We start from the raw sequence: 16,123 nt of genomic DNA, 5'->3' as shown, positions 1-16,123 counted from the left end.
ATAAAGGAGTTCGAAAATCAAAACGTTCGGCCAAAATTTCCCGCGGTTATGGCGGAATTTATTTTGCCGTAAAGCTGTTCCGTAGAAATTCCAAAAAAATTCCTAATAAAAATGCCGCAAAGGCAAGCGAGTATAAAAGTTGGCATAAAAATTGCTAGTTATTATGTATCAACATAACGGTACAGGATTGCCGTGGGGAGTGCTTGAGATGATTAATGATGAGAATGTTTTATCGCTTTATTTAAAAGATATAAATAAAATCCCGCTTTTAAGCCGTGAAGAAGAGATAGAGCTTGCAAACAGGGCGAAAACCGGCGACAAGCTCGCTAAGGACAAGATCGCCAGGGCAAATCTGCGTTTTGTTGTGAACATTGCAAAGAAATATCAGAATCACGGCCTTGATCTTGTAGATCTCATAAGCGAGGGCAACATAGGACTCATGACGGCGATAGACCGTTTTGACATTGATAAGGGGTTTCATTTTATCTCTTACGCCGTCTGGTGGATCAGACAAGCCATTTTAAAAGCCATCTGTGAAAAGAGCCGTGCGATCCGTCTGCCTTTAAACCGTTCCAATGAATTGGTGAGCATCGAACGGGCAAGCAAGGCTGTGACAGGGGATAAAACGGAAGAGCAGAAGATAACCGAAATTGCGCAGATGCTAGGTATGCAGTCCCGCCATGTGCGCGAAATGCTTGCCATTTCACGTGAAATGATCTCTTTGGATACGCAAGTTCACAATTCCAAGGATGACAGCGCGGTTTTCGGCGATTTTATAGAAGACGACCGCTACGAAGATCCCGATGCGGCTGTAATAAGAGAGTCTATGCACAAGGACATAAACAACGTGCTCGGAACCCTTAAACCCAGCGAAGCCAAGGTTCTGCGTCTGCGCTACGGTTTGAGCGGAGCCAAGCCGATGTCGCTGAAAGAAGTAGGAAATATCTGCAATCTTACAAAGGAGCGCATACGCCAGATTGAAAAAAGCGCGATCATCCGTATGCAGCATCCGGCAAGACTTAACCGCCTTGCAGCTTACGTCGCATAAGGTCAAATGCATCCGCTCGCGCTTGTTCGAGAATTTGACGGTCGCGGACGAGATCCGATATTCCTAATGAAAGGATTCCCGACTGAGCGGTTCCCGTGAGTTCGCCGGGGCCGCGCAGTTTAAGATCTTCTTCCGCGATTATAAATCCGTCGGTATTTTCGCGCAGAGCCTTCATTCTGGCTATTCCCGATTCCGTTATGTTTTTGCCGTATACTAAAAAGCAGTAAGACTGCTCGCTTCCGCGGCCAACCCGTCCCCTTAATTGATGCAGCTGCGCCAACCCGAATCTGTCGGCCTGCTCTATGACCATGCAAGTTGCTGAAGGCACGTCGACGCCGACTTCCACTACCGTAGTCGCAATGAGTATCTTTATCTTTCCGTCCCGGAATTCTTTTAAAACCCTTATCTGCGTATCTTCATCTATTTTAGAGTGGAGCAGGGCACACTTATATTCGGGAAATATTTTTGACGATAAAAGAGAGAACGCTTTTTCAGCCGATGTGTTTTGTTTATCGGACTCTTCGACGGATCCTTCTATTGCCGGATAAATAAAATACGCCTGATGCCCGGCTTTAAGTTCTTTAAGAACTGCGCCGTATACGTTTTTTTCATTTCCTTCGCGTACCAGATAAGTTATTACCGGTTTACGGCCGCTCGGCATTGTCTTTATTACGGAAACATCCAGATCGCCGAAAACCGTGAGCGCCAGCGTCTGAGGAATGGGCGTTGCACTCATCATAAGAAAATGCGGCGAAACGTACCGGTGCGAAGCCAGCTGCAAACCTTTGCCTATAATCGCATTTCTTTGCATTACGCCGAATCTGTGCTGCTCGTCTATCACTACCGTTTGAAGATCTTTGTATACGACCGCGCTTGAAAAAAGAGCGTGCGTCCCGATAACGATATCGATATTGCCTTCTTTAAGCGCTTTCAAAAGCTGTTTCCGCCCGGATGCGTGTACCGACGCGGTTAAAAACGCAATCCGTATTCCCATAAAGCCGAGTAAGCGATCCGCATTTTCCGCGTGCTGACGGGCAAGAATTTCCGTCGGCGCCATGATCGCGCATTGGCCGCCCCAGTTTACGGTGCGAAGGCAGGCAAAGAACGCGACGAGGGTTTTCCCGGATCCTACGTCGCCTTGCAAAAGCCTTGCCATAGTGTATACGGGTTTGTCGACTTTTCCTTCTGCAGTGCCTTTGAGCAATGCGCTTCTTTCCTTGTAACCGCGGTCTATGTCTTCGTTCATCTGCCTTATGACGTTTATTTGGTCGTCCGTAAGCTGAAACGGCAGCCGCTCGAAAAGTTTTTTTTGAAGCGGAGAAAGGTCTTCCCGAAAATCATACGCTTCTGCGGAGTTTACGGACGTCCGCATTGCGCCGCCGCTTATATGATCTGAGACATCTTTCGTGTTTTCAACGTCGGGAAGGCATCCCTTGTGCTCGTAGGCGCGTTCCGCCATAGAATACTGAAAACGGAAAAGCTCTTCATATATAAGATTTCGCCGCGCTTTTTCTATGTCCGAATATTGTGTCGGCTGATGAATGAGGCGGACGGCGTCTTTTTTTGAAAGCAGCTGCCTTTTGTCGATGATCTGCTGAGGAAGCTCGTCGTCGATGCCTGCGCAGCATTGTTTAAGCGCCGCGTTAACCGCCTTTTGCACTGATTTCAGGCTGAGTCCTTCGGTTAACGGGTAGATAGGAATCACGCCGGAATCGGGAAGCGGCTTGCCTTCGTAATCGGCAATGCTTTGGTCGTCCTTTAAGCCATCCGAAAGTTTTATTATTTCAAATGAAGAGCTCTGCAAAGAGTTGTATTTTATAAAAAAACTTCCGCTTACGACTATAATTGAACCGACCGGAAGCATTTTTTCAAAAAAAGGTCTGTTAAAGGCGACGAGTTGAGCTTCCGCGGTCTTATCGTTTATGTAGATTTTAAGCGTTCTCATACGACCGTAGCCGAACCAGTCGTGCGCGGTAACTTCCGCTACGGTATGTACCTTAGCTTTATTGAATTGCGACAGCGTGACGATCTTTGTTCTGTCGTCATAATCTCTCGGATACAATGTAAGCAGATCGGCGACGGTAAATACGTTGAGGTTTGCAAAAAGTTTTACGGCTGCGGGCCCTACGCCGGGAAGAGAACCTACAGGTATCCGTATTTCTTCAAGTTTCATCGATACCGGACACTAAACTAAAACGGAAGGCGGGTTAAAAGCGAAAACAAAATGTTTGCAATATATCGTACTCCGAGGTTAAACGCCAGCAGTGTAAAAATTGAAATGATAAGAGAATTTTTATAGCTTATGGGTCTTCCACCTGAAAACAGGCTTGATATTTTAAAGACCAGAGGATTGATCGAATAATCTATTTGCGACCATATGGATGAGTATGAATCTCTGCGTATTAGAAGGATAATAAGCCGTATGACAAGAAAAAATATAAAAAAAGTTATCAGGGAATTGATAATCTGTAAGAGCATGTTCAGCGCCAAAACTAAAAACAGACCGAACGTGATCGACCTCGACATGGCGAGGTTTCCGAAAATACTTGACGCCACCATGAGCACGCCGAAAGAAATGAGAGGCGAAAAATCAAAAGCGCCGAAGCGTAAGGGCAGTCGTCGGAAAAGATTTAAATACGGATCGCACAGGGACGAAAGTATTTGCGCAAAGCGGCTGTAGGCGAGTCCGGGAAACCATGTGAGCATGATGCGTATGAAGCACAAAAAAGAGTATATACTGATCATGGAAGTAAGAAGTTTAAATATCGATGTCATAAAATCCCCCGGTAAAAATTAGGCCGTCCACACTTCGGACACTCCCGCTTTGGATTCAAGGCTTTGAATAAATTCAGCCGTCGACGGCGCCGTGATTTGGCCGTTTGCTTTTATAATATACGGACCGTTTTCCGTATCTATATGAAAATATACACAACATGAACCCGCAGCGCCAAATAAAAAATCACGTAAATTTTGAATGTGAGATTCAGTGCAAGCGGCCGATTCAAGCTGAATATGAACTTCGCTTATTGCGCGGACTTTTAGACTGTCCGGATCTTCCATGCTGTCCACGATAAACGAAGGAGTATCTCTTGAGCCGTCCACCTTGCCTTTAAATGCATAAATTTTATCCGTTTCTATAGAGCCGCGCACCGATTGCCACGTTTTAGGAAAAAAAGTTATATCGATTGAACCGTTAAAATCCTGTAATTTTGCAAACGCCATCTGTTCGCCTTTTTTAGTATTTATAGTGCGAAGCTCCATAAGCAAACCCATCGCCGTATGAGTTTTGCCCATATTGCGCATCTGCCATGGATTTCCTCCCGACGCGCTTGAGGCATAAGCTTCTTTTTCCGCCATGGATTCCTTCGCTTCGCGTTCTATGTTTTGTGAAGTGACGGTTACGCATTCTTTTATAGCCTTTTTATAATCGTCCAGCGGATGGCCCGAAACGTAACAGCCTATTAGTTCTTTTTCCTGGTTCAGTTTTTCCATCTTTGTAAGATCTTCGCTTTCTTCAAAGATAAAAGGAACGAATTCCTCTTCGCTGTTTTCCCCGAAAAGGCTCGCCTGGCCGTTGTCGGTTCCGCGTTTTTTGCCTTCGGCGTAGGCTACCGCTTTTTCCATGTTCTGCATGAGGGTCGGACGGTTCTGTCCCAGATTGTCAAAAGCGCCCGTTTTTATGAGCACTTCAAGAGCCCTCTTATTTACCGACTTAAGATCTACGCGGTCAAGAAAATCCAAAAAATTTTTGTAATGTCCGTTTTTGGCGCGCTCTTCGACGATTACTTCCGCAGCTTTTTGCCCAAGGCCTTTTATCCCCATAAGACCGAAAACGATCTTTCCGTCCACGACGTCGAAGACCGTGTCGGAGCGGTTTATGTCGGGAGGATCGATCGTAAGCCCCATTGAATTTCCTTCGGCAATGTACATAGGAAGTTTGTCCGTGCTGGTTATTTCGTTTGTCAAGTTCGCCGCAATGAATTCCGCCGGATAATTTGCCTTTAGGTATGCCGTGCGGTATGCCACAACGGAATATGCGGCCGCGTGACTTTTGTTAAAGCCGTAGCCGGCAAACGGAACCATGATTTCAAAAATTTCATCGGCATGCTGTTCGGAAAATCCGTTTTTTATTGCGCCGTCTATGAATTCTTTCTTTTTTTCCATGAGGACGTCTTTTTTCTTTTTCCCCATGGCGCGCCTCAGCATGTCGGCCGCACCCAGTGAAAAGCCCGCAATGCGCTGGGCTACTTGCATTACCTGTTCCTGGTAGACCATAACGCCGTAAGTTTCTTTTAATATATCTTCAAGGCAGGGATCCGGATAGTGAATGGTTTCGGGGTGCCATTTTCCGTCTATGTACTGTTGTATAAATTCCATCGGCCCCGGACGGTAAAGCGCATTCATAGCTACGAGTTCTTCTATGGAATGAGGTTTAAGCTGCTTCATCCATTTTTGCATTCCCGGGCTTTCAAATTGAAATACCGCGACTGTATCTCCGCGGCAGAACAGATCGAAGGTTTTGGAGTCCTCTTCCGAAATTTGATCCGCTTTAAAATTCTCCAAACCGGGACGTTTCCGTATTATATGTTCGGCATGCTTTATTAATGTGAGCGTTTTAAGTCCCAGATAATCCATCTTTACAAGGCCGCACGGCTCGATTATGTCCATAGTGTATTGAACGGCCACCTTTTCGGTTTTTGAATCTTTAAATACGGGAACCCAATCCGACAGCGGCGATTTGCCTATGACAATCCCGGACGCATGCAAGCCCGTATTTCTGTTTATGTTTTCAAGCTTGTAAGCCAGGCGGAAAAGTTGCTGGTACTTAGGATCGTCTTTATATTGTATAAGTTGCCCGTTATCGGAATGTTCCGGCGTCGGCGGAGTAAATGCGTCTTTGAGCGTCGCCTTGGGATCTCCAGGAATACATTTTTTCAGCATGTTTACTTCGGCCAGCGGTATGTCAAGCACTCGGCCCACGTCGGCGATAACTTGTTTTGCCTTTAGAGTACCGAAGGTTACTATGTGTCCTACCTGAGGATCTCCGTAGTGATCGCGCGTATATTGAATTATGTCAGGTCTTCCTTCGAAGCACATGTCGACGTCAAAGTCCGGCATGCTCACGCGTTCGGGGTTTAAAAACCGCTCGAAAATAAGTTTAAAACGGAAAGGGTCTATGTCGGTTATGGACATTGCGTAGGCCACAAGAGAACCGGCGCCCGACCCTCTACCGGGGCCTATGGGAATGTCGTGTTTTTTTGCCCAATCGATAAAATTCCAGACTATCAAAAAATATCCTGAAAATCCCATCTGAAATATTATCTTAAGTTCGTATTCTTTTCGCTGTTCTATTTCAGGTGAAATCACCGCATAACGTTTTTTCAAACCTTCTTCAACTATGTGCCGCATGTAATCGTCTTGCGAATTGAATCCTTCCGGAACCTGGAAGACGGGAAGGCAGTCTTTTAACTGCTGCGTGGAGTACTGGGGAATAGTGAGATTGCACATCGACGCGACTTTTAATGTGTTTGTAAGAAGTTCCGGATGTCCGGGAAAAATCTCGGCCATTTCAGCTTCGCTTTTAAGATAGAATTGGTCGGTCTCGAATTTCATCCTGTTTTTATCGCTGAGAAGAGTTTTCGTTCCTATACAGAGCAGCGCGTCTTGGGCTTCGGCGTCTTCTTTGCGGCAATAGTGAACGTCGTTTGTCGCGACCATGGTTATGCCGAACTTTTGCGCTATTTGCATTAAAAGAGGTTCTATGCGTTTTTGTTCTTCAATGCCGTGGTTTTGAAATTCTATGTAATAGTGATCTTTCCCAAACAGATTTAAATAACGCTGTGCGATTTTTTCGGCTTTAGGTACGTCGCCTGCGATCAAGGCTTGCGGAAGTTCCCCGGCAAGGCAGGAAGACAGACAGATGATTCCCGAATGATATTTTTCAAGCAGCGGCCAGTCTATGCGCGGCTTGTAATAAATTCCTTCCGTATAGGCTATGGAGGATAGGACGGCGAGGTTTTTGTAGCCTTCTACATTGCACGCGATTAAAACGAGATGATAATAGTTTGCTCCGTAAGGAGTTTTGTTTTTTTCAAGGCGGCTCCCTTCCGCCAGATAAAATTCTTCGCCGACAAGGGGATTTATCCCGTTTGCGCGGCACATGTGCTCGAAATTCAAAACTCCGAACATGTTGCCGTGGTCTGTCAGTGCGAGAGCTTTCATGTTCAATTCTTTGGCGCGCGCAATGAGGGTGCCGATTTTGGAAGCTCCGTCAAGCAGAGAATAGTCTGAATGCACGTGAAGGTGAACGAAATTCGATTCGGGCGTATCTTTGTCCGGTTCAGGGAAAATCTTTATGTCTGCCATATAAAGATATTTTATAGGGTTTGTAGTACGACTTCAAGCGGAATTTTAAGACCTCTTTTGTTGAGACGATGTTGAGGCGGCTGCCGTATGAGCCGATAATTCTTATATATGAAAAAGATTTATACGGCGGCTCTCGTAGGTTGCGGCAGAATAGGTTTTTCCCTCGGATTTGACAAAAAAAGAGAACAGCCGGCTTCCCACACTATGGCCTTAAAAAAGAATAAGAGAATTAAACTTGTAGCCGGATGCGACACGGATCCCGTAAAGCTTGAAAGTTGGAAACGTTTTGTAAGATGCGACAAAATATATACCGATGTTTCGGATATGCTGCGCTCCTGTAAGACGGATATTATCGCCGTCGCGGTAAACGAAGAATTTCACCTCTCAGTAACGCTGGACGTAATAAGATCCCGCCCGCGCTTGGTAATACTTGAAAAGCCCGTCGCGCTGAATACCGGCGACGCAAAAAAAATTTACAGGACTGCTAAGGAATTTAACGTTCCCGTGCTGGTAAACCATGAAAGAAGGTTCGCTTTGGATTATAGCGCCGCTGCAAATTATTTGAGCGAAATCGGCGATATTCAGAGTATAAGAGGCGTTTTATGTTCCGGGCTGCGGGTATATTCGCCCGAAGACGAAAAGACCGGAGCTTACAGTCTTTTGCATGACGGTACGCATTTGATAGATATAATACTTTACTTTCTTGAAAAACTTTCCGGAAAAGAAAAAAAATGGTTGCTTTATCGCCCCTCTCTTTCAGGCGTTTATTATGACATGGAAAAACCTGTCGTAGTCAGAAATCTTTGCGCCAATTACAAAACGGACGTCTGTCCCGATGTTTCCGTAACTATTTCAGGACGAAGTAAATTTTTTGCTTTCGAGGTAGAGATCACAGGTACTCAGGGACGCATATGCATAGGCAACGGCTACATGCATTTTTATAAAAGCCGACAATCCAAGCTGTATACGGGGTTTTATTCTTTGGAAGAAGACCGTTTTGTCCGCCGGCCTAAAAGAACGCTTTATTTTTCGAATATGGTACAGAATGCGGTCGATTTTTTAGACGGTAAGGCGCCTTTAGGATCGTCTTTAGAAGACGGAATAAATGTGATGGCCGTGATAGACGAAATAAAAGAAGGGCTTAAAAAAGAAAACGGCACCCTCGGAAATTGAAATTTCCTTGCATGCCGTTTTTCTTAGGAGTTTATTTTATATACGCCAGAGCCGAGTCTGCCGCCATCTTTCCGAAAACTTCAATGTCGGCGATTGCATTGCCGCCCAAGCGGTTACCGCCGTGAACGCCTCCGGTAACTTCTCCCGCTGCAAAGACGCCGGGAATCGGCTGCCCTTTTGTATTTAAAACTTCCGCTTTTGCGTCTATTTTAAGACCGCCCATCGTGTGGTGTACTGCAGGACCTACTTCAACCGCATAATACGGAGCTTTTTCCAAAGGAAGAGGCATTTCGGACGCTTTTCGGCCGATCGGATCCTTACCCGATTTTTGTATTGCCGCATAATCCGAAAGTGTTTTTACCAATGCGTTTTCCGGTATGCCGAGCTTTTTCGCGAGTTCGGCGACTGTCGGAGCTTCGGTCAGGAGACCTTTTTTTGCATAGCCTTCGATTGCCTTAAGCGACTCTCGTACCGCTTGGTCGAATACAAGGAATGCGGTTCCGCCTTTTTGCTCGAGGATGGCTTTTGACATAACATCGCGGGTAGACATTTCGGAACAAAAACGATTGCCGTCGCGGTTTACTATGATGGCGCCGTTGCCGCGTACGGCTTCGGTGATCATTATGCCCTTACCCGGAACTACCGTAGGATGGGTTTGAATTTGATCCATGTCTACAAAGTCTGCGCCGATCGCTTTGCCCCATTCGATTGCGTCGCCGGTAGCGCCGTTGTGATTAGTCGTGCCAAATCCCTTTAACGAAGGAACATAAGAGACGACCAGGTCGGGATTTGCACCAAAGCCTCCCGTAGCGATTATTACAGCTTTAGCCGAAATTTTATAATCGCCCGCTTCGGACGAAACCGTTACTCCTACGGCCTTTCCGTCCTGCATTATAATACCCGTACATTTCGAGTTAAGGCGTAAGTCTACGCCGGCGCTCTCAATTGCCGCGCTTAGCACTTTTACAAGATGCGGGCCTACCGCGGCTCCGCCTTGCGGACGGTGAGTGCGTTTGTTTGTCGAACCTGCCATCTTTCCCACGTCGGTAAGATCGGCTCCTATGTCTATGAGATAATCTACGATAGCGGCGGAATTATTTACCATAGTGCGTACAAGGGTGGGATCGTTTTTATTGTAACCGCCTTTCATGGTATCTTGGAAATACTGTTCGTTGGAATCTTCAATGCCCAGTTTTTTTTGTATTACCGTTTCGCTTGCGTTAAGACCGCCCGTCGCGGAATTGGTATTTCCGCCGACTACGCCTTTTTTCTCAAGAAGGATGACATTTGCCCCTTGCGTTTTGGCTCTGTAAGCGGCTGTCATTCCGGCTCCGCCCGCTCCGATCACTACGATGTCGCAGGATGTGTCTTCCGCCTTTTCGGTTTTGGCAACGGCTCCCTTCGATGCGGCAAGAGCTTGACGTATCGCCTGCGCAGTTCCCTTTGACGTTACCGTCGCTCCTGAAACGATGTCCAAATTATCCGCATTGCCGTTTTTTACGGCCTGCGCCATCACTTTTGCGGCTGCAGGTTTTGCAAAGTCCGTTTCCTGTTCGGAAACGACTTTTCCGTCCACTATTTTTCCGTTATTGACTGTGATTGAAACTTCAATCTTTCCGTTGTTGCCTTCGCCGATGCCGGTAAAGGTTTCTCCTGCCGGTTTTTTCGTGCAGGACAGGACAATCGCTATCGCCATAGCGGAAACTGCCAGAAAAATACAGGATGCAACTGCATTTATCTTTTTGAAATTCATAAGAATTCCCTCCTTGAAATTTAGCAGCCTAATAAAATATCGATTTTTAGAGGCTGTAGAATTCGCGTGTATAACTGTTATTGTATAAGTATAATCTGTCGGGCGGAACCTTGGCAAGGTCTGCCCGACAGACTTTGCAAGACGTTCTTTGCGAGTGCGGCCTGCGAGCCCTTAGTCTTATTCTGCGTGTATGGACGTATTTTTTACTATTACGTCATGAGCGGAACCTTCGCTTATGGACGCCTGTGATATCAGGGTCAGCTTAGCCTTTTCCTGAAGTTCGGGAATGGAAAGGGCGCCGCAGTTGCACATAGTGTGTATTATCTTGCTGGTGGTAATTCCTACGCCGTCATGCAAGCGTCCCGCATAGGGAACATAGCTGTCGACGCCTTCTTCAAATGCAAGTTCTCTTGTCCCGCCCAGATCATAGCGCTGCCAGTTGCGAGCTCTGTTGGATCCTTCTCCCCAATATTCTTTTACGTAGTTTCCATTTACCATAAGTTTGCTCGTAGGGCTTTCGTCAAAACGCGCAAAGTAGCGGCCGAGCATCACAAAGTCGGCTCCCATGGCGAGCGCCAATGTAATATGGTAATCATGAACTATGCCGCCGTCGGAGCATACGGGAATATATTCTCCTGTGCGCCTGTACCATTCATCGCGAGCCTTCGCTACTTCGATGATCGCCGTCGCTTGCCCCCGGCCTATTCCTTTTTGTTCTCTAGTTATGCAGATGGAGCCGCCGCCTATTCCTACTTTTATAAAATCGGCTCCGGCCTCAGCTAAAAAATTAAAACCTTCGGCGTCGACCACGTTTCCGGCTCCGATCTTTATTTTATCGCCGTATTTTTTATGCAGATCACGCAATGCCCTTTTTTGCCATTCGGAAAATCCTTCCGAAGAATCAAGACAAAAGACGTCTGCTCCGGCTTTTATAAGATCGGGAACTCTTTCCATATAGTCGCGCGTATTTATTCCCGCTCCTACAAGATAACGATGTTTTTTGTCCAGAAGTTCCAAAGGATGTTGTTCGTGTGAGGAATAATCTTTTCTGAAAACCAGATATTGCAAGTTTCCTTTTTTATCTATTACCGGCAGTTGGTTTATTTTGTGCTTCCATATAAGATCGTTTGCGTCGCTCAAAGAAATTCCTTCTTCCGCCGTGATCATGTCCTTAAAAGGCGTCATGTAGTCGAGAACTTTCGCATCCGGCGGACAATAATTTATGCGGTAATCGCGGTCGGTGATGATTCCTGCGAGTTTTCCGTTTGACGTTCCGTCTTCGGTGACTGCCACTGTCGAATGGCCCGTGCGTTTTGTCAATTCTTCAAGCTCTTTTAGCGACTGCTCGGGGCGTATGTTTGAATCGGATTTTACAAAACCCGCTTTGTAAGATTTTACTTTCGCAACCATTTCCGCTTGACGCTCGATTGTTTGCGATCCGAATATGAACGAAAGTCCGCCTTCGCGTGCAAGCGCTACGGCCATATTATCGTCCGAAACGGACTGCATTATTGCGGATACCATGGGAATATTCAAATAGAGAGGGCTTTTTTCGCCGGATTTTTTATTGAATTTTACCAAAGGAGTTTGAAGCGAAACGTTTCCGGGAATACAGTCGGCGGAAGAGTACCCGGGAACCAAAAGATATTCGCCGAAGGTGTGGGAAGGTTCTTCAAAATAATGTGCCATGACGTATCCTCCATTATTTAAGCTACAGTATATATTATTCATTTTCTTTTGAAAAGGATCGGAATTTCCGTGTTAGCGCTGTTTTAAACGACATTCATATGGAAAACATATTTGTATTTTTTGATTATGCCGCAGAATTACAGCTGTAGATTTTTTAGATCCGTGTTATAGTTGTGATCGAGGTCACTGTGGAACAAACAATCGATTCGGGAATTTCGGCGGCCGCTCAAGTTTTGGAAAAATTTCTTAAAAGCGTGAAAAATTCCAACGGCGAAGCTTGTAGCGGCAAAGCTTGCTGCAAAAAAAATCCGTCTAACCTTGAGAGCCCTGAAAATTCAGGACATTCAGGTGGGCTTGGCAAGTCCCGCCGGAAGCGTATCTTTTTAGCCGGAGACTCTACCGTAGGTCCATTTAAAGACCCGTTTTTTATTCCGCGTAACGGATACGGGATGAAGATGCAGGACATGATAGACGCTGAAAAAGCGGAGGTCGTAAATTTTGCGATTTCAGGCAGAAGCTCGAAAAGTTTTTTGATTGAAAAAAATTATTCCGCATTGATTAAATATATCGGAAGCGGCGACTACTTATTGATCTGTTTCGGTCATAATGACGAAAAACCGGACAAAGAAAGGTATTCGAATGCCGAGGGGGCTAAAGAAGACGAAGGTTCTTTTAAATATTTTTTATATGAAAAATATATATTGCCCGCCCTCTCTGCTGGTGCGGAGCCCGTTTTGTGCACGCCGATCGTGCGCCGCTCGCCGGAGGGAATTTACGCGGGTGAGAAAATTCATATCACACAAGGCGCGCAAGGTTTTCCCGGCGGAGATTATCCTAAAGCGATCCGTGAACTTGCAGCTCAGACGGGCGTGACACTCATCGACAATACGGCAATGACAAAGTGCCTTTATGAAAGGATCGGCGCCGAGCAGAGCGCAAAATTTCACGCGCAGGAAACCGAAAGTTTTGATACGTTGGATAATACGCATTTGAATTCTTACGGGGCAAAAATTATCGCACGCATGGTAGTAGAGGATCTCGCCCGTAGGGACTCGGTTTTTGCAAATCTTGTGCTCCCGCGAAATTTTACACCTTTTAATTGAATTAATCGGCTTGTTTTGTTATTATTCCTCATAAACTTTTACCGGTGGGCGACCGGAACGTTCGATACCATACCGGATCTTTGGGGGAGGAAATATGCCTACACCTATTGAAAAATATCTTACTTTATGCAAAGGCAAGCCTAATCCTGCAATGCTTGCCTATGTGGCTAACCTTCAGCAGGTTGCCGCCGTCGGGCCTGAAATTGCGTCCGACATCGTAAAAGAGCTTTGCACTCAGCGCGCTCATTTAAAACTTATTGCGAGCGAAAATTATTGTTCTCTTAACGTTCAATCTGCGATGGGAAACGTTTTAACGGATAAATACGCCGAAGGCTACCCCGAACATCGATATTACGGGGGATGCGAAAACGTCGATTCCGTCGAAAGCACCGCTGCGGACGAAGCGGCCGCCTTGTTCAACGCCGATTACGCCTATGTTCAACCCCATTCGGGTTGCGACGCAAATCTTGTCGCTTTTTGGGCTGTTTTAACGCAGAAAATCGAAATGCCCACCCTTGAAACTCTTAAGCTTAAGAGTGTTTCCGAAATGACGGCAAAGCAATGGGAAACCCTGCGTAAAAAACTCGGCAATCAGCGCATAATGGGACTCGATTATTATTCCGGGGGACATTTAACGCACGGTTACCGCATGAATGTTTCAGCCAAAATGTTTGAAAGTCATCCTTACACGGTAGACCCTAAGACGGGATTGCTTGATTACGATGCGATAGAAAAACAGGCAATGGAAGTTAAACCGCTTATACTTCTGGCGGGATTTTCAGCCTATCCCCGCGCTATAAATTTTCACCGTTTCAGAGAAATAGCGGACAAGTGCGGAGCGGTTCTCATGGTGGATATGGCGCACTTTGCGGGGCTCGTCGCCGGAAAAGTATTTACGGGGAATTTCGATCCTGTAAAATGGGCTGATATAGTAACTTCCACGAACCACAAAACCCTTCGCGGTCCGAGAGGCGCTTTTATACTTTGCAAAAAAGAATTTGCCGACGCCGTCAACAAAGGCTGCCCCATGGTTTTGGGAGGCCCCCTTTCCAACATTATGGCTGCGAAGGCCATCGCCTTTAAGGAAGCGCGCACGCCTGCTTACAAAGAATATGCGCATAATGTGAGAAACAACGCGGCCGCCTTGGCTGAAGAATGCAAAAAACTCGGTATGGTTTTACAGACGGGCGGAACGGATAATCATCTTATGCTTATCGATACTACGACGTACGGATTGACGGGAAAACAGGCGGAAGCCGCGCTGTTTAAGTGCGGTGTTACTCTTAACGCCAACGCCTTACCGTTTGATAAAAACGGTCCGTGGTGGACAAGCGGAATACGAGTCGGAACGCCTGCAGTAACAACCTTGGGCATGAAATACACCGACATGAAGGAAATTGCGGCGATAATCGACTTGGTACTTAAAGGAACCAAACCCGGAGTTACAAAAGACGGAAAGCCGGCTAAAGGCAAGATCGTTATTGACGCAAAAGTTGAAGCCGAAGGCAAAAAGCGCGTAAAAAAATTGCTTTCAAAGCATGTCCTGTATCCCGAATTGGATTTGGATTTTTTGATCAAAGAATTTGTCGTATAAGGCGTGCCGCGTCCAGTGGGCAAGTGGACACAATATTTGCTGTCGCGTATAAGGCGTGCCGCCCGGCGTAAACGATATTTGCCTCCGGGGCTGTTTAAAAACTTCACTTTTCGAACGCACCGCGCTTGAAAAAGCTTCGCGCTTAACGGGAAAGCTTATATGAATAGTCGGCAAGTACATGACAAGTGCGACATTTAAATCGACAAAAATTTTACACTGTGGTATTATTGATGTAGTATGCACGGTTCGGGCGGCAAAGCTCGAGCTGTGCCGTTGCCATTATATATGCGCCTAAAAAAGCGCCGATTTTACCAGGAGAGACATTATGACGGAATTACCTGAAATTTTTAAAAAAATTCGCGATATCGGTATTATGCCGGTAATCAAATTGGACAAAGCGGAAGACGCCGTTCCTCTTGCCAAAGCATTGAGCAAAGGCGGCATTCCTATGGCGGAAGTTACGTACCGTTCTTCGGCTGCGGAGGCTTCGATTAAAGCTATGGTAAAGGAATGCCCCGATATGCTCGTAGGAGCCGGTACTGTAACTACAGTGGATCAGGCTAAAAGCGCTATCGCCGCCGGAGCGAAGTTTGTCCTTGCGCCGGGTTTCGATCCTGCCGTAGTGGACTATTGCCTTTCAAAGAAGGTGCCTATGATTCCCGGCATTTCGGACGCATCTCAAGTTGAAGCGGCTATAGCGAAAGGTCTCAAAGTTGTAAAACTTTTTCCCGCTTCCGTCGTAGGCGGAACTAGTATGCTTAAAGCTCTTGCGGGTCCCTTTGCTGATATGATGTTTGTTCCCACCGGAGGAATAAATACCGAAAACGTAGTTGAATATGCGAAGCAGCCCAATGTTCTGGCCGTAGGCGGATCATGGATGGTAAAAACGGACATGATAAATGAAGGTAAATGGGATGAAATTACTGCCGACTGTAAAGAGGCCGTAAAAGTAATGCAGGGATTTAAATTTGCTCATATGGGCATGAACGCTACGGATGAAAATCCTGCGGAAGCCATTTCCGAAAAGATCGCCGTTTTCGGCCTGCCTTCCAAACCGGGCAACAGTTCGATTTTCAACGCTGCCGATATTGAAATAATGCGGAAAAACGGCCGAGGAGTTCACGGCCATGTGGGGATCAGGTGTGCTAACGTAGACCGCTCAGTGGCTTACCTTGCCCAGTTCGGTTTCAAACCTGTCGAAGAAACGATGACGCATATTTCCAAAGACGATCCGAACTCTCCTCTAAAATTCTGCTATCTTTTGCCTGAAATTAACGGATTTGCCTTTCATCTGGTAAGATACTAGACTTTTAATACGTTTGAGCGCGGATTTTGACAGAAGTCTTACAGCACGGCCTATAAGGCTGTGCTGAAAGATTTTAGGGCGGAAAGAAGCT

At 46.2% G+C, this 16,123-nt stretch carries 10 protein-coding genes; 5 read left to right on the top strand and 5 right to left on the bottom strand.

Annotated elements, in window-relative coordinates; translation table 11 throughout:
* Positions 1-163: 163 nt before the first annotated feature.
* Positions 164-1,048 (top strand): sigma-70 family RNA polymerase sigma factor, encoded by an 885-nt coding sequence (locus HRQ91_RS09865; protein WP_246473214.1) that lies wholly within the window; start codon positions 164-166, stop codon positions 1,046-1,048.
* Here the strand turns inward: HRQ91_RS09865 and recG are convergent.
* The 3 genes from recG to dnaE are packed head-to-tail and all read right to left on the bottom strand — an operon-like array spanning position 1,020 to position 7,414.
* Positions 1,020-3,221, bottom strand: a complete 2,202-nt coding sequence (recG, locus tag HRQ91_RS09860; protein ID WP_210119386.1) for an ATP-dependent DNA helicase RecG — start codon at positions 3,219-3,221, stop codon at positions 1,020-1,022. The genes HRQ91_RS09865 and recG overlap by 29 nt on opposite strands.
* Before the next feature lie 17 nt (positions 3,222-3,238).
* The gene (locus tag HRQ91_RS09855; protein ID WP_210119385.1) at positions 3,239-3,823 is read right to left on the bottom strand and encodes a YggT family protein; all 585 of its coding nucleotides are present in this window, start codon (positions 3,821-3,823) and stop codon (positions 3,239-3,241) included.
* Between the two features lie 18 nt (positions 3,824-3,841).
* Complete coding sequence (gene dnaE, locus HRQ91_RS09850; RefSeq protein WP_210119384.1) at positions 3,842-7,414, bottom strand: DNA polymerase III subunit alpha; 3,573 nt, start codon at positions 7,412-7,414, stop codon at positions 3,842-3,844.
* Between the two features lie 108 nt (positions 7,415-7,522).
* On the opposite strand from dnaE, the gene HRQ91_RS09845 reads away from it, so the two are divergent.
* Positions 7,523-8,587, top strand: coding sequence for a Gfo/Idh/MocA family protein (locus HRQ91_RS09845; RefSeq protein WP_210119383.1), 1,065 nt, complete (start codon positions 7,523-7,525; stop codon positions 8,585-8,587).
* Positions 8,588-8,618: 31 nt separating this feature from the next.
* On the opposite strand, the gene HRQ91_RS09840 is transcribed toward HRQ91_RS09845, so the two are convergent.
* Together HRQ91_RS09840 and HRQ91_RS09835 are read right to left on the bottom strand one after the other, a co-directional pair.
* Positions 8,619-10,340 carry a flavocytochrome c gene (locus HRQ91_RS09840; RefSeq protein WP_210119382.1) on the bottom strand — a complete coding sequence of 574 codons (1,722 nt, stop codon included), beginning with the start codon at positions 10,338-10,340 and terminating at the stop codon, positions 8,619-8,621.
* Between the two features lie 177 nt (positions 10,341-10,517).
* Positions 10,518-12,029: an IMP dehydrogenase gene (locus HRQ91_RS09835; RefSeq protein WP_210119381.1), complete on the bottom strand. Its 1,512-nt coding sequence runs from the start codon at positions 12,027-12,029 to the stop codon at positions 10,518-10,520.
* Between the two features lie 188 nt (positions 12,030-12,217).
* Here HRQ91_RS09835 and HRQ91_RS09830 point away from each other — a divergent pair, with 188 nt between their 5' ends.
* The 3 genes from HRQ91_RS09830 to eda all read left to right on the top strand — a co-directional run bounded on the left by HRQ91_RS09830 (position 12,218) and on the right by eda (position 16,032).
* Positions 12,218-13,132, top strand: a complete 915-nt coding sequence (locus HRQ91_RS09830) for a rhamnogalacturonan acetylesterase (protein WP_210119380.1) — start codon at positions 12,218-12,220, stop codon at positions 13,130-13,132.
* Positions 13,133-13,226: 94 nt separating this feature from the next.
* On the top strand, positions 13,227-14,726 hold the full coding sequence (locus tag HRQ91_RS09825; protein WP_210119379.1) for a glycine hydroxymethyltransferase: 1,500 nt from the start codon (positions 13,227-13,229) through the stop codon (positions 14,724-14,726).
* A 325-nt stretch (positions 14,727-15,051) separates the two neighbouring features.
* A complete protein-coding gene (gene eda, locus HRQ91_RS09820) occupies positions 15,052-16,032 on the top strand; it encodes a bifunctional 4-hydroxy-2-oxoglutarate aldolase/2-dehydro-3-deoxy-phosphogluconate aldolase (protein WP_210119378.1) in 981 nt (326 codons plus the stop codon).
* Positions 16,033-16,123: the final 91 nt, after the last annotated feature.

Source organism: Treponema parvum, from assembly GCF_017893965.1.
In the GTDB taxonomy this organism is placed as follows: domain Bacteria; phylum Spirochaetota; class Spirochaetia; order Treponematales; family Treponemataceae; genus Treponema_D; species Treponema_D parvum.
This window is presented reverse-complemented; position numbering and strand designations above follow the sequence as displayed.